14 protein-coding genes are annotated in these 13646 nt (G+C 54.8%); 2 read left to right on the top strand and 12 right to left on the bottom strand.

The genetic code is table 11. The annotated features are described in order from the left end of the window. Positions 1-26: 26 nt before the first annotated feature. A complete protein-coding gene (locus AC2FH6_RS02390) occupies positions 27-896 on the top strand; it encodes an acyl-CoA thioesterase (RefSeq protein ID WP_496701030.1) in 870 nt (289 codons plus the stop codon). On the opposite strand, the gene AC2FH6_RS02395 is transcribed toward AC2FH6_RS02390, so the two are convergent. The 12 genes from AC2FH6_RS02395 to AC2FH6_RS02450 all read right to left on the bottom strand — a co-directional run bounded on the left by AC2FH6_RS02395 (position 893) and on the right by AC2FH6_RS02450 (position 12657). Then, a complete protein-coding gene (locus AC2FH6_RS02395) occupies positions 893-1660 on the bottom strand; it encodes an SDR family oxidoreductase (protein WP_496701032.1) in 768 nt (255 codons plus the stop codon). The two genes, AC2FH6_RS02390 and AC2FH6_RS02395, sit on opposite strands and share 4 nt — an antisense overlap. A 121-nt stretch (positions 1661-1781) precedes the next feature. Further along, positions 1782-3011: an acyl-CoA dehydrogenase gene (locus AC2FH6_RS02400; RefSeq protein WP_496701034.1), complete on the bottom strand. Its 1230-nt coding sequence runs from the start codon at positions 3009-3011 to the stop codon at positions 1782-1784. A 121-nt stretch (positions 3012-3132) separates the two neighbouring features. Continuing rightward, positions 3133-3822 carry a phosphate regulon transcriptional regulator PhoB gene (phoB, locus tag AC2FH6_RS02405; RefSeq protein WP_142633798.1) on the bottom strand — a complete coding sequence of 230 codons (690 nt, stop codon included), beginning with the start codon at positions 3820-3822 and terminating at the stop codon, positions 3133-3135. Positions 3823-3833: 11 nt separating this feature from the next. Continuing rightward, the gene (gene phoU, locus AC2FH6_RS02410; protein WP_271947126.1) at positions 3834-4535 is read right to left on the bottom strand and encodes a phosphate signaling complex protein PhoU; all 702 of its coding nucleotides are present in this window, start codon (positions 4533-4535) and stop codon (positions 3834-3836) included. 16 nt (positions 4536-4551) lie between these two features. After that, on the bottom strand, positions 4552-5349 hold the full coding sequence (gene pstB, locus AC2FH6_RS02415; RefSeq protein ID WP_142633794.1) for a phosphate ABC transporter ATP-binding protein PstB: 798 nt from the start codon (positions 5347-5349) through the stop codon (positions 4552-4554). Between the two features lie 12 nt (positions 5350-5361). Then, on the bottom strand, positions 5362-6723 hold the full coding sequence (pstA, locus tag AC2FH6_RS02420; protein ID WP_496700305.1) for a phosphate ABC transporter permease PstA: 1362 nt from the start codon (positions 6721-6723) through the stop codon (positions 5362-5364). Next, positions 6720-8192, bottom strand: a complete 1473-nt coding sequence (gene pstC, locus AC2FH6_RS02425) for a phosphate ABC transporter permease subunit PstC (protein WP_496695461.1) — start codon at positions 8190-8192, stop codon at positions 6720-6722. Before pstC ends, pstA begins: the two co-directional genes overlap by 4 nt. Positions 8193-8270: 78 nt before the next feature. After that, entirely contained in the window at positions 8271-9311 is a 1041-nt protein-coding gene (locus tag AC2FH6_RS02430; protein WP_142633790.1) for a substrate-binding domain-containing protein, read from the bottom strand. A 195-nt stretch (positions 9312-9506) separates the two neighbouring features. Further along, positions 9507-10553: a sensor histidine kinase gene (locus tag AC2FH6_RS02435; RefSeq protein WP_496701036.1), complete on the bottom strand. Its 1047-nt coding sequence runs from the start codon at positions 10551-10553 to the stop codon at positions 9507-9509. Positions 10554-10587: 34 nt separating this feature from the next. Then, positions 10588-11112: a gamma carbonic anhydrase family protein gene (locus AC2FH6_RS02440; protein ID WP_496691231.1), complete on the bottom strand. Its 525-nt coding sequence runs from the start codon at positions 11110-11112 to the stop codon at positions 10588-10590. Continuing rightward, positions 11109-11750: a guanylate kinase gene (gmk, locus tag AC2FH6_RS02445; RefSeq protein ID WP_496691230.1), complete on the bottom strand. Its 642-nt coding sequence runs from the start codon at positions 11748-11750 to the stop codon at positions 11109-11111. Before gmk ends, AC2FH6_RS02440 begins: the two co-directional genes overlap by 4 nt. A 16-nt stretch (positions 11751-11766) precedes the next feature. Then, positions 11767-12657, bottom strand: coding sequence for a YicC/YloC family endoribonuclease (locus AC2FH6_RS02450; RefSeq protein WP_281972091.1), 891 nt, complete (start codon positions 12655-12657; stop codon positions 11767-11769). A gap of 243 nt (positions 12658-12900) precedes the next feature. On the opposite strand from AC2FH6_RS02450, the gene AC2FH6_RS02455 reads away from it, so the two are divergent. Beyond that, a complete protein-coding gene (locus tag AC2FH6_RS02455) occupies positions 12901-13575 on the top strand; it encodes a PAS domain-containing protein (protein ID WP_496701038.1) in 675 nt (224 codons plus the stop codon). The last annotated feature ends 71 nt before the right edge of the window (positions 13576-13646 follow it).

Genomic DNA, 13646 nt, shown 5'->3' on the forward strand with positions numbered 1-13646 from the left:
CGCCAAGATTAATCGGAGTACCGCATATGACCGAAGCAGAGAGAGTTCTTCTGGATCTTCTGGACGTTGAAAGACTGGAAGTGGACCTGTTTCGGGGAACAGGGTCGGGCGGCGAAACACCTATACGGATTTTCGGCGGTCAGGTCATCGCACAAGCACTAGCCGCAGCATATCGCACCGTCGACAACCGCCTGTGTCATTCCCTGCACGCCTATTTCATCCGCCCGGGCGACCCAAGCATTCCCGTAATTTATCAAGTTGATAGGGCCCGTGACGGAGGTTCCTTCACGACGCGCCGTGTGGTTGCAATTCAGCATGGTAAGCAGATTTTAAACATGTCCGCCTCATTCCACATTCAGGACGAAGGTTGGGATCATCAGCACGACATGCCTGAGATGGAAGCGCCCGAAACCTACCCATCGCGATCAGAGCTCAAGAAGAAATATCTGGACAAAGTACCGCCCAGCTTTCGCGGAGAACTAACACGCGAGCGCCCGATCGAAGTCCGCGAGGTCGGTCATCTGGATCCTTTCAACCCAGAGAAATCGGATGACCGCAACCAGATTTGGTTCCGAATGGGCGCCGCGGCCAATGCCGATGCGGTCACGCAGCATCTGTTGCTGGCCTATGCTTCAGATATGTATCTCATGAGCTCGGGAATGCGCCCGCACGGCCTAAGCTGGTTTACTGGTGAAGTGAACGGCGCCAGCCTAGACCATGCGATTTGGTTTCACGCGCCGCTCAAGTTCGAGAACTGGCATCTGTATTCCATGGATTCGCCATGGAGCGGACGAGGGCGCAACTTCAACCGTGGATCAATCTATTCCGAAGATGGCGTTCTGGTTGCATCAGTCGCCCAGGAAGGCCTGATGAGGCGCCCTCAGAACAAAAGTTAAGTTTCTTCGATAAACTTCTGATTTAACTTCTGCATTCCTGAAATCCACCTGTCATAATCTCCGGATTTATGGCGAATGTAGTCCAGAACCTGTGGATGAGGCAGTACCAGAAATTGCTCAGAAGATATTGCCTCTACGCAAGCCTCGGCAACTTCTTCAGGTTCCAACATTCCGTCAATCGAAGCCACGGAAGTTTCGTGCCCGCGCGTCATATCGGACCGTACGGCCTGTGGGCAAAGTACCGAGACCCGCAAACCTTTATGCCCGTATGTAAGCGACAACCATTCAGCAAACCCAACTGCTGCGTGCTTTGTGACGCCGTATGGCGCGGCACCTGGCTGGTTTAACAATCCCGCAGCAGACGCCGTGGTCATGATGTAGCCTTCGCCACGCTCCAGCATTCTGGGCACCAAATGCCGCGCGGTCCAAACATGGGACATCACGTTGATTTTCCAGATACGATCCCAGTCTTCATCCGGAACCTCCAAGCCACCAATCGTCAATATCCCGGCATTTGCACAATACAGATCGATAGGGCCAACCGAGCTTTCTACAGCTTCGATCAACTCGGCTGTATTAGCCTCAAGCGAAACATCACAATGGAATGAATGGCCGCCAATCTCTTTTGCGACAGCGTCTGCGCCGGTTTTGTTGATATCAGCGCAGGCAACCGTGGCACCTTCACGAGCAAATCGCTGTGCCAAACCTTTTCCGATGCCATCAGCGGCACCGGTCACAACAACGATCTTTCCGTTCAATTCCATTCGATCCTCATGATGCAGTAGGTGTCAGGAACAGATCGTAAGGTATTGTGAGGATTTGAAAAGTTTTCCAAGCGCATTGGCTATATTTTAACATAATACCAATTACACGAATTCTGGAAACTTAGTAAAACGCCTGCAATCCCGTCTGTGCACGCCCCAGGATCAACGCGTGAACATCATGCGTCCCCTCGTAGGTGTTGACCGTTTCTAGGTTCACCATATGTCGGATGACCTGAAACTCTAGCGAAATGCCGTTGCCGCCGTGCATGTCACGCGCATGACGTGAAATATCCAGGGCTTTGCCGCAATTGTTGCGCTTAATGATCGATATCATCTCGGGCGCGGCTTCGGCCTTGTCCATCAGTCGCCCGACACGCAGGCTTGCCTGAAGACCCAGAGCAATTTCTGTCTGCATATCCGCCAATTTGCGCTGGAAAAGCTGCGTCTGCGCCAATGGCTTGTCAAATTGTTTCCGGTCCAACCCATATTGGCGCGCCGCATGCCAACAGCTTTCGGCAGCGCCCATAACACCCCAGCTGATTCCGTAGCGTGCGCGGTTAAGACATCCAAACGGGCCTTTCAGGCCCTGAACATGAGGCAGCAAAGCATCCTCGGTGACTTCGACACCCTCCAGCACAATTTCACCGGTGATCGAGGCGCGCAAGCTCAGCTTGTTCTGGATTTTCGGCGCGCTCAGACCTTTGAGGCCTTTTTCAAGGACAAAGCCACGGATCTTTCCGTCATGTACATCAGATTTGGCCCAAACAACAAACACATCCGCAATCGGGGCGTTCGATATCCACATCTTGCTGCCAGATAGACGATATCCACCGTCGATCTTTTCCGCACGCGTTTTCATACCTGCCGGATCAGAGCCCGCATCAGGTTCGGTCAGACCAAAACACCCGATCCATTCGCCGCTGGCCAGTTTCGGAAGGTATTTCCGGCGCTGCTCCTCGCTGCCATAGGCATAGATCGGATACATCACCAACGAGCTTTGTACAGACATCATCGAGCGATAGCCCGAATCCACGCGTTCCACTTCTCGGGCGACAAGGCCGTAAGAGACATATCCGCCCCCTAGCCCGCCGTATTCTTCCGGGATCGTAGTGCCCAGCAGACCCATTTCACCCATTTCACGAAAAATCTCGGGGTCAGTTTCTTCGTTCTGAAATGCTTCTGTCACCCGCGGCTGAAGCTTTTCCTGCGCATAGGCTTGCGCACTGGCCGCAATCATACGTTCGTCTTCGTCTAGCTGGTCTGACAGGCGGAACGGATCATCCCAGGCGAACTGGCCCATGTCAGGCGCATCTTTGGCGCGTAATGTCGGCTTGATGTCAGGGGCATTCATGGTGCGTCTCCGCTTTGTCAGCTTCGCGGCAAACTAACCCGTCGGCCCGCCAAAAAACAGTAAGAGTTTCGCATCCACCCTTGAGTAAAACTCATAGCTTGCAGCCGCCTACCCCACGCGTTCAACCCAGCGCGTATCCCGCACCGCGAACAGTGCGAACCGGATCATCTCCACCATACTGCGTTAGTGCTTTGCGTAAGCGGCCGATATGAACGTCGACCGTTCGTGTATCGACATAAATATCCCGCCCCCAGACGCGATCCAATAGCTGTTCTCGGCTCCAGACGCGGCCCGGCTTTTCCATGAATGTGCTCAGCAAGCGAAATTCGGTTGGGCCAAGCTTTAGTGGTTTGCTGTCGCGGCTGACCTTATGAGTTTCAGAATCCAAAACGATGTCTGCGAATTCCAGCCTAATTCCTACAGTCGCAGGCCGGACACGCCGCAACTGGGTGCGTACCCGGGCCATAAGCTCGACAATCGAATAGGGTTTGACCACATAGTCATCAGCCCCGGTTTCCAGACCTCGTACTTTGTCGATTTCTTCCGACCGGGCCGACAGCATGATAATTGGGATTGACCGCGTGTCGGAGCGGGTTTTCAGCCGGCGGCAAACCTCGATCCCGCTGAGATTGGGCATCATCCAGTCCAGTACGATAATGTCCGGACTGTCTTCATCGACCAACAACATGGCCTCTTCACCATTGGCTGCTTTGGATACGCGAAAACCTTCTGCCTCGAGATTATAGGCCAGGACTTCGCGCTGAGCCGGCTCATCCTCGACAACCAGAACGGTCGGTTGATCAGCGGACATTCTCAAATCTCCTAGACGGATTGCGATGTAAAATCGGCTTTGGGACGCGCTTCTGTCGGGCGCTCTCCGGTCACCAGATAGACGACCTGCTCGGCAATGGCCGTCACATGATCGCCCATACGTTCTATATTCTTGGCGATGAAATGCAGGTGCATACAGGATGAGATGTTGCGCGGGTCTTCTGCCATGAAAGTCAGGAATTCTCGGAACAGACCATTATACATCTGGTCGACTTCCTCATCACGTTCGATGACATCCGCCGCCAGCTCAGCGTCGCGCTGGACATAGGCGTCCAAAGCGTCCCTGAGCATCCGCTCGACCTCACGTGCCATACGTCGCAAGGCGGCGGCACTGCCATTGATCTCACTGGTATTGACCAGGACGGTCGTGCGTTTGGCTATGTTCTTTGAATAGTCGCCGATGCGTTCCAGGTTGGCGGAAACCTTCAATACCGATAGGACCAGACGAAGATCGCTTGCTGTTGGCGCACGCAGCGCGATCAAACGCGCAGTTTCTTCATTGATCAGCTCTTCCAACGCATCAATGGCCTTGTCGCCCTGACGCACCTCTTGCGCGAGTTCGACATCGCGCGACTCAAGCGACCGTGCCGCGCTCATGATTGCGGCTTCGACGAGGCCGCCCATTTTCATGATATGCGCCTGAATGGCTTCCAGATCCCGGTCGAAGGCGGATGCGATATGTTGTTCTGTCATCTCTGAATACCTATGTTCAGCCGATACGGCCGGTGATGTAGCTTTCGGTGCGGGGATCTTCGGGGTTGGTGAAAATCTGTCCGGTTTCACCAAACTCGACAAGGTTGCCCAAATGGAAAAACGCGGTCTTCTGGCTGACGCGAGCGGCCTGCTGCATCGAGTGGGTAACGATCACCACCGAGTATCGCGACCGCAATTCGTCGATCAGTTCCTCGACCTGCGCAGTCGCAATCGGATCAAGGGCCGAGCACGGCTCGTCCATCAGCAGGACCTCAGGTTCCGTAGCCACCGCACGGGCGATGCACAAGCGCTGTTGCTGACCGCCGGACAGGCCGGTTCCAGGCGCATCAAGACGGTCTTTGACCTCATCCCAGATGGCGCCGCGGCGCAGTGATTTCTCAACAATCTCGTCCAGTTCAGCTTTGTTTCTGGCCAACCCGTGGATACGCGGGCCGTAGGCCACATTGTCATAGATCGACTTGGGAAACGGGTTCGGTTTCTGAAACACCATACCAACCTTGGCACGCAGCTGAACCGGGTCGACGCGTTTGTCATAGATATCTTCGCCATCCAGCAGGATATCGCCCTCGACACGGCAGATGTCGATCGTGTCGTTCATCCGGTTCAGGCAGCGCAAGAAGGTGGATTTTCCGCAACCCGAGGGGCCGATAAAGGCGGTGACGGTCTTGTCTTCGATCCTGACGTCGACGTCTTTGATGGCGTGATTTTCACCGTAATAAACCTGAACCTTGTTCGCGGCGATCTTGATGTCTTTGGCGTCCACGGTTCTCTCCACTCGTGTCATATCGTTCATAATGGCCCCCATTTACCAGCGGCGTTCAAAGCGGCGGCGCAGGATAACTGCGATTGCATTCATAGTGACAAGGAAAAGCAGCAAGATAATGATGCCCCCCCATGCGCGCTCGTAAAAGGCCGGGTCCGCGCGCTTGGACCACTCGTAAATCTGTGCGGGCATGGCCGAGTTTGGTGACAGAAAGCCCTCGACAATCCCGTCGGGCGGGTTCGAGGCGATAAAGCCCACCATCCCGATCAGCAGCAGCGGAGCGGTTTCGCCAAGCGCCTGTGCCAGACCAATGATGGTGCCCGTCAGGATGCCGGGTGCCGCAAGCGGCAGCACATGGTGGAACACCGCCTGCATTTTCGAGGCCCCTACCCCCAACGCAGCGTCCCGGATCGACGGCGGCACCGCCTTGAGTGAAGCTCGGGTCGAAATGATAATTGTTGGCAGCGTCATCAGCGTCAGAACCAGACCACCAACCAGCGGCGCAGAGGTCGGTAAATGCATATAATTGATGAACACGGCCAAGCCCAGAATACCAAATACAATCGAAGGAACGGCCGCCAGATTCGAGATGTTCACCTCGATGATATCGGTAAACCGGTTCTGAGGCGCGAATTCTTCCAGATAGATCGAGGCGGCAACCCCGATCGGCAGGGCCAGCGCCAACACGACCAGCATCATGAACAGAGAACCCAGCATGGATACTCCGATCCCGGCAGCCTCGGGCCGCTGATCGGAGGCGTCCGCCCCGAAGATAAAGTCAGGGTTGAACGCCTTGTACAGCACACCAGCAGCACGCAACTGATCCACGAAGTCCAGCTGTGCGACAGAGATGCTTTTGTCATTTGCGATTGAATTACGTGTCACACGGCCCTTCAGATAGCCATCAACGCGACTGTTCACCAAAAAGCGGAAGCTGACCGACTTTCCGATCTCATCCGGGTTCGAGATGACGTAATCACGCAGGTCCGCCTGTGCGGATTTGGAAAGGATTTGCCCCATCTCCTTCGGCGGTAGATCGGATTCTATACCCAGTTTCTTAACTTCGACTTCCAGCGCAGATGCGATCAAGGGCGCGTATCCAAAGGTCGAAACCTTCCTGATGTCGTCGATGTTACGGTTACCTTTCTTGTCGAGCTTGTCTGCCTTCAGCTCTACCGTCAGCTCTAGGAAGCTTTGTTGAAAAGCTCCCGTACCAGCGGTGACGATATTAGTCACCAACACAATCAACATCACAAGACCGATACCAATGGCCGCGATGCCGTACAATTTGAACCGGGTTTCGGCCGCATTGCGACGCTTGGTTCGCGTGTCCTGATTGAACAGCGAAGCCCCTTTGTGTTTAGCGGCAGGTGCTGCGTCTTGTTTTTGGGACATGTCAGTCATTCATACTGCTCCCGGTATTTGCGCACGATATAGAGGGCGAAGATGTTCAGCCCCAGCGTGATGATGAACAGGGTCAGACCCAGGGCAAAGGCCACAAGAGTCTCCGGGCTTGCGAAATCAGTATCCCCGGTCAGCTGGCTGACGATCCTAGTGGTGATTGTGGTCATGGCTTCGAAAGGGTTTCCCGAGAATTTGGCAATCGCACCGGCGGCCATCACGACAATCATCGTCTCACCGATTGCGCGGCTGGCGGCCAACAAGATTGCCCCTACGATCCCGGGCAAAGCTGCCGGCAGGACGACTTGCCTGACAGTTTCGGAATGCGTTGCGCCTAGGCCTAGCGATCCGTCTCGCATCGACTGGGGCACCGCGTTGATGATGTCGTCAGAAAGTGACGACACGAACGGGATGAGCATGATGCCCATGACCAGACCCGCCGTGAGTACAGCGTTCGAACTGGCCATCCAACCAACGCCCAAAGCTCCCCCCTGCCCGAACACAGATACCAGTGCCGGACCGACCGTCAGCAGCGCGAAAAGACCGTAAACGATGGTTGGGATACCGGCGAGGATTTCCAGCAAAGGCTTGGCCACAGACCTTGCCACGCTCGAGGCATATTCGGAAAGATAGATCGCAGCGTACAGCCCAATCGGAACCGCAACCAGCAACGCGATCAGAGAAATATACAAAGTCCCCCACAGCAGTGGGAGGATCGACAGTTCACTTCCGCCCCGGAAGTTCGGGGCCCAGGTGCTTCCAAAGAAAAAGTCTTTCCACGAATGAAGTTCGAAGAAATTCATCGTTTCAAAAAACATGGACAGGACGATGCCGACTGTGGTCAGAACTGCGATCGAAGCGGCCAGCAGCAGCAGCGCCAGAATGCCTTGTTCGACAACATTTCGGGCGCGAAATTCTTTATGAGTGCGGATATAGGCAAATGAGGCCCCGATCAGCGTCACAACCAAAACCGCGATCTGCATCGCAATGGTTCCGCTTGCGCTCATCGAGCGATATTTCTGCGCCGCCAGCAGAATAGGTGCGGTTACCTCTTGCGTAATAATCTGGCCAGCCTCTTTCAGTCGCGCGGTCACATCGGCAAAATCCTCATGCGCGCTGCGGGCAAAGTCTTCGGTCATGGTGCCTGCGGCAACCGCGCCGTCCAGGCCGTTGGCGACCCGGCGCACTTCGCTCATCAGCAAGCCGCGGGTCGACCCCTCGGGGATTGCCGAGTCCGGCAGCAACCCAGAGGCAGAATTGCTGACGATCAAGGGCTGCGCCAGCAACCAGATGACCAGCAAAACGAACCCCGGTATCAGCGCCGTCAGAGCAACGTTATAGCCGTAATAGGATGGAAGAGAGTGCAGATTGCGCAGGTTTCCGTCCGCGCTGGCCATCGCGCGGGACCGGCCCGCAAAATAGCCAAGAACAGCAATCGCCAGCAAAATGAGCAGCAGCCAGGTTAGTGCCATGAGAACTCCGTCAAGCGGCAGGAGTGGATTTAAGAAAACCGGGGCGTAGACACCGCCCCGGTTCAGTCGTGTGAAAGCTTAGGAACCGCCGCCCAAAGTGGTTTCGCTGGCTACGATTTCCTGAACCTTGACCAGCTCTGGGTCTGATACCAGACCGTATGCAGCCAGAGGACCATCGGGGCCTGCAACCTCATCAGCGACGAAGAACTCTGCATATTCTTTCAGCCCGGGGATAACGCCGATATGTGCTTTTTTCACATAGAAAAACAGCGGGCGCGATACCGGGTATTCGCCGGTTGCTATGGATTCGGTCGAAGGCACGATGCCTGCCATGGTCGCAACCTGCAGCTTGTCGGTGTTGTTCTCGTAGAACGCCAGACCAAAGACGCCGATGCCGTCTTTGTTGCTGTCGATACGAGCCAGGGTCTCGGTATAGTCGCCGTCGATGTCGACCGAAACGCCATCGGTACGCAGAGCGATACAGGCTTTTTCAGCGGCTTTTTTGTCGTCGCCATTTGCGGCTTTGTAGACATCAAAGTCACCCAGATGCTCACAACCGGCCAGGATCACCTTGTCTTCGAACACTTCACGCGTGCCGTGCTTGGTGCCAGGGATGAAGGCTGCGATCGGCTGCGCAGGGAATGCTGGGTTCACGTCGGCCCAGGTCTTGTTGGGATTGTCGACCAGCTGGCCATCAACCACGATCTGAGCGGACAGCGCTTTGTACCAATCTTCCGGCGTGAACTCGAACGAGTTGCCGTTGATGTCGGATGCGAAAACGATGCCGTCATAGCCGATCTGAACTTCGATGATGTCGGTAACACCGTTTTCGGCACAGGCTTTGATCTCTTTTTCACGGATCTGGCGCGAAGCGTTCGCTACGTCGATGGTGTTTTCACCAACACCTTCACAGAACCGCTTGAGGCCGGCCGAAGATCCGCCCGATTCAACAACCGGGGTCTGGAAGTCAAAGTTTTCGCCAAAGGCTTCTGCAACGATCGAAGCATAGGGCAGAACGGTGGAAGAACCAGCAACCTGAACTTGATCACGCGCGGTGGCCGCAGTGGCCGAAACAGCAGCGATAGCCAGAACCGAAGCCGACAGTTTTACAAAGGACATTTCAGTCTCCTTGAGAAATATGTTTCTGGATCATCCTCATGATGATCTTGGCCGAACCTCTAAAAGTCGTGCGTAAGCCTTTTGTGACAAGTGTGTAACGGTTTCATGACACGTTTGGATTTTCAGCCGATACGCCACGGGACATATGCTGTGAAAGAAACAAAACAGATCCGACAACTGGTTTGATCCGAGCGATCAGCGCGGCAAAATCACTGTAAAAACAGAGCCTTTTCCAAGATCGCTTTCCACCCGCAATCTGCCGCGATGGCGGTTTAGAATATGTTTTACAATCGCAAGGCCTAACCCGGTTCCACCCAGTTGCCGTGACCTATGACTGTCCGCGCGATAGAATCGTTCGGTCAAACGCGATACATGCTTCGCGTCGATTCCAGGTCCCCTATCCACGATCTGAACGCGAACGCCGGGACCGCGCATGGCGGTATCGTGATCCGAAGATTTGACGCGAACTTCTACCCGACCACCGCTGCCGCCGTATTTAATTCCGTTCTCGATCAGGTTGGTAAATACTTGGAGCAACTGGTCGCTGTCGCCAACTAGCATTATTTTGTCTTCGGGCGCATCTAGGCTCAGCACTACATCCGCGCCATCTGCCAATGGGCGCAGAGAATTGAGGGTCGATTTAAGAAGTGCTGTCAGCTCAAGTTGTTCTTTCGGGCGAACCCGCTCTTCGCTTTCGACGCGGTTCAAAGACAGAAGATCGCCGACAAGCCGGTTCATGCGATTTGCCTCGTCGTTCATGATCTGAAGAAAACGATCCCGGGCAGCCTCGTCATCTCGGGCCGGACCGCGCAAGGTTTCAATAAAGCCCATTAATGCCGTCAGTGGGGTCCGCAATTCATGGCTGACATTCGCGACGAAATCACGTCGCATCTGATTTGCTTGCTCAACATGCGTAACGTCCTGAAATACAGCAAGCAACGCACCGCCGGATACTGCACCGACCCCATTCATATACCGGCACTGAACTTCGAAAGTTGTATCCTGGGCACCGTCATTGGACAGGTGCCGAGTGTTGGACGTTCCCTTCGTGCGCAGGCTTTGTTCAATCGCTTCGATAACCTGCGGCTGTCTGAGGATGGTCGCGAAATGCCGCTGCAGGATATTCTGGCCCAACAACGTCTTTGCTTCGGTATTGACCGCAATAATCCGTTCCGTCTGGTCAACCATCAGCGCGGGCATCGGGATGGCGGTTACAATTTCTTCAAGTTGGTCGTTGGTCATATAGGGGCAGTTCTCTTAGCAACGCAGTTGGACGCTAGGATAGCTCTCGCATTGTATCGCGAAAATGACGCATGTTTTCTTGATAATGCAAGGCGCTGAAGGTCAGCTTCTGGGCGGTCGCATTGTCGATCTCGCGCACGACTTTACCCGGTGAGCCCATGACCAGAGAGTTATCCGGTATCTCTTTTCCTTCGGTCACCAAAGCCCCTGCCCCGATCAGACAGTTTTTGCCGATCTTGGCACCGTTCAACACGATGGCCCCCATTCCGATCAGGGTATTATCCCCGATCGTACAGCCATGCAGCATGACCTTATGCCCAATCGTGCAGTTCTTCCCGATGGTCAGAGGATACCCCGCATCAATATGCATCACGCAGTTTTCCTGAACATTGCTGCCCTCACCAACCCGGATTTCTTCGTGATCAGCGCGGATCGTGCAGCCGAACCAGACCGAGGCCCCCTGTTCAAGCACGACTTTGCCGATCAGATTGGCGTCTGGGGCGACCCATGTGTCCTCGTGGATTTGCGGTGCGTGAGTGCCAAGTGCATAGATGGTCATGACTGCTCCTCGAATTCGTTTTGCAGCGTACGGACATGATCCTGAAGCTTGGGTTGCTGGATACGCCGCATTCGCTCGGCACTGACGATGGTTTTCAGCTTTTCTTCGGTCTCGTCCAGATCGTCATTGACCAGCACATAGTCGTAATATCCCCAATGACTGATCTCATCCCAGCTTTTAAGCATCCGCTTGGAAATAACCTCTTCACTGTCCTGACCGCGGCTTTCCAATCGGCGGCGCAATTCGGGGATCGACGGTGGCAGGATGAAAATCGACAGGGCGTGTTTGCCCAGATCCGAGTTCCTAATCTGCACCTCGCCCTGCCAGTCGACATCGAACAGAACGTCCTTGCCGTCATTGATGGACTCGCGGACTGGCCCAGCCGGAGAGCCGTAGAAATTGCCAAATACATGGGCATGTTCCAGCATCTGTCCCTCGGACACCTGCTGTCGAAAGGTATCTTCGGTCAGGAAATAATACTCACGCCCATGTTCTTCCCCAGGCCGGGGCGCGCGTGTTGTGGCCGAAACCGAGAACTCCAGATCCGTGTCCCATTGCATCAGACGCTTGGCCAACGTGGATTTCCCTGCGCCCGAAGGCGAGGACAGAATGATTAATAGGCCGCGTCGATCCGCCATCAGGGCGCTCCTGTCATTATTCTACGTTCTGCACTTGCTCGCGCATCTGATCTATTACCGCCTTCAACTCAAGCCCAACCGATGTCAAATCGGCGCTTTGTGCCTTGGAACACAGCGTATTGGCCTCGCGATTGAACTCTTGCATCAGAAAATCAAGCTTGCGCCCCACGGCGGCATCCTGTGCAAGCAAATCGCGTGCGGCAGTGACATGGGCCTTCAGCCTGTCAATTTCTTCCGTTATATCCGACTTGACTGCAATCAGAGCCAACTCTTGTGCAACCCGGTCCGGATCCGCGCCTTGCGCATTATCCATCACGCGCTGCAGATTTTCTTGTAAGTTTTCAGCGATTTTATCCCGGCGCTCTTCAGCGAGCTTGGCGGCTTGCTCCGTAAGGCTTGAAACCTGCGATAGCTGCGCCTCAAGCACATCGGCCAGGGCCCGGCCTTCGGATTCACGCATCTTAATGAAATCGCTCAGCAAATCATCAAACGCGCCGGTCAGATGTTTGACCAAGGGGGCCGGATCATCCGCATCCCCACCGGTTTCCAACATGCCTTTGACAGCAATAAGCTCGGCCGCCGTCGACGGGGCCAGCGCTAGTCCCCGTTCTTCTGCCATCGTCTGCGTTCGCGCCAGAGCATCCAGAGCAGCGGCCATCGCAACCGGGTTCAGCACAAGATCGGCTGTCGTTTCCTCGCGGCTCAGCTTGAGCGAAAGCGTCACATTCCCCCGGCCCAGGCTTTTCGAAATCCGCGAACGAAGCGCGGCTTCGAGCCCGGTGAGCCATTCAGGCACCCGCAGACGCATATCCAGCCCTTTGCCGTTTACGCTGCGCAACTCCCAGGTCCAGCTATGTGGACCATGTGTTCCCTTGCCCGAGGCAAATCCGGTCATGGATCTGATCATGCCTGTCTTCTCCGCTTTGCCCGCCCAGTGTTCTTGTCCGCACCTAATGCCATCCTCGTGTGCAGGGCAAGAGTTTGCTGAGAATGACAGCGTCGGACAGAGGTTAACCATTCATTAAAGAATTACTCCAAAATTGACTCAACCCGTGCCAATCTCGTCTAGGCAAGTACCGACAAGGCGCAAAAGCTCCCGGTATCTTGCATTTTATGAAAATGACGGTCGATTGCAGTTAGGGTGATGAAAATGAAGATCTTTTTCGGTAACGGTTCCGGGACTAAATTTGGAAAGATCGTCGCAATGGATCGTTTTGACAGTGGGCGCAGTCTATCGCCCATACAACAGGCCGAAGCGTACTGGACAGCCTTGCTGTCCGGCGATGGTGTTCCCATGCGATCTCAGATCGACCCGCGCGGGCTTGAGAATATCCTGCCTAACACCTTCATCCTTGAACGCATTGCACCCGGTCTGGCCCGGTTTCGTCTGGCCGGCAGTCACTTGAACACACTGGCGGGTATGGAGGTTCGGGGAATGCCTCTGACCGCTTTTTTCGAACCCAGCGCGCGAACTCAGGTTACCGAAATCCTTGAACAGGTTTTTGCCGGCCCTGCCATTGCTGAACTTGAATTGGCCTCGACCGGTGGGTTTGGGCGCACGGATCTTCAAGCGCGAATGATCCTTTTGCCGCTGAAAAGCGATTTGGGCGATGTCAGCCGTGTTCTTGGCGTCATGGTCAGTGACGGGACGATTGGGGCAACCCCTCGGCGCTTTGATGTAAGCCATCATAAACTGCGTGCTGTGTCAGAAATACAGGCGCCTCGACAACCGGTTCAGCCTGTTGTCGAAGGATTTGCCGAAGAACAACAAGAGTTCAAACGTCCCGGATCTCACCTTCGATTGGTCGTATCACGGGATAAGTAACGAGTAACGCGTGTTAAATGTAAAGAAGGCGGGCCAATTAGACCCGCCTTTTTAAGATCGTCTGACCAAGT

The organism is Ruegeria sp. CDSC045, assembly GCF_059610725.1.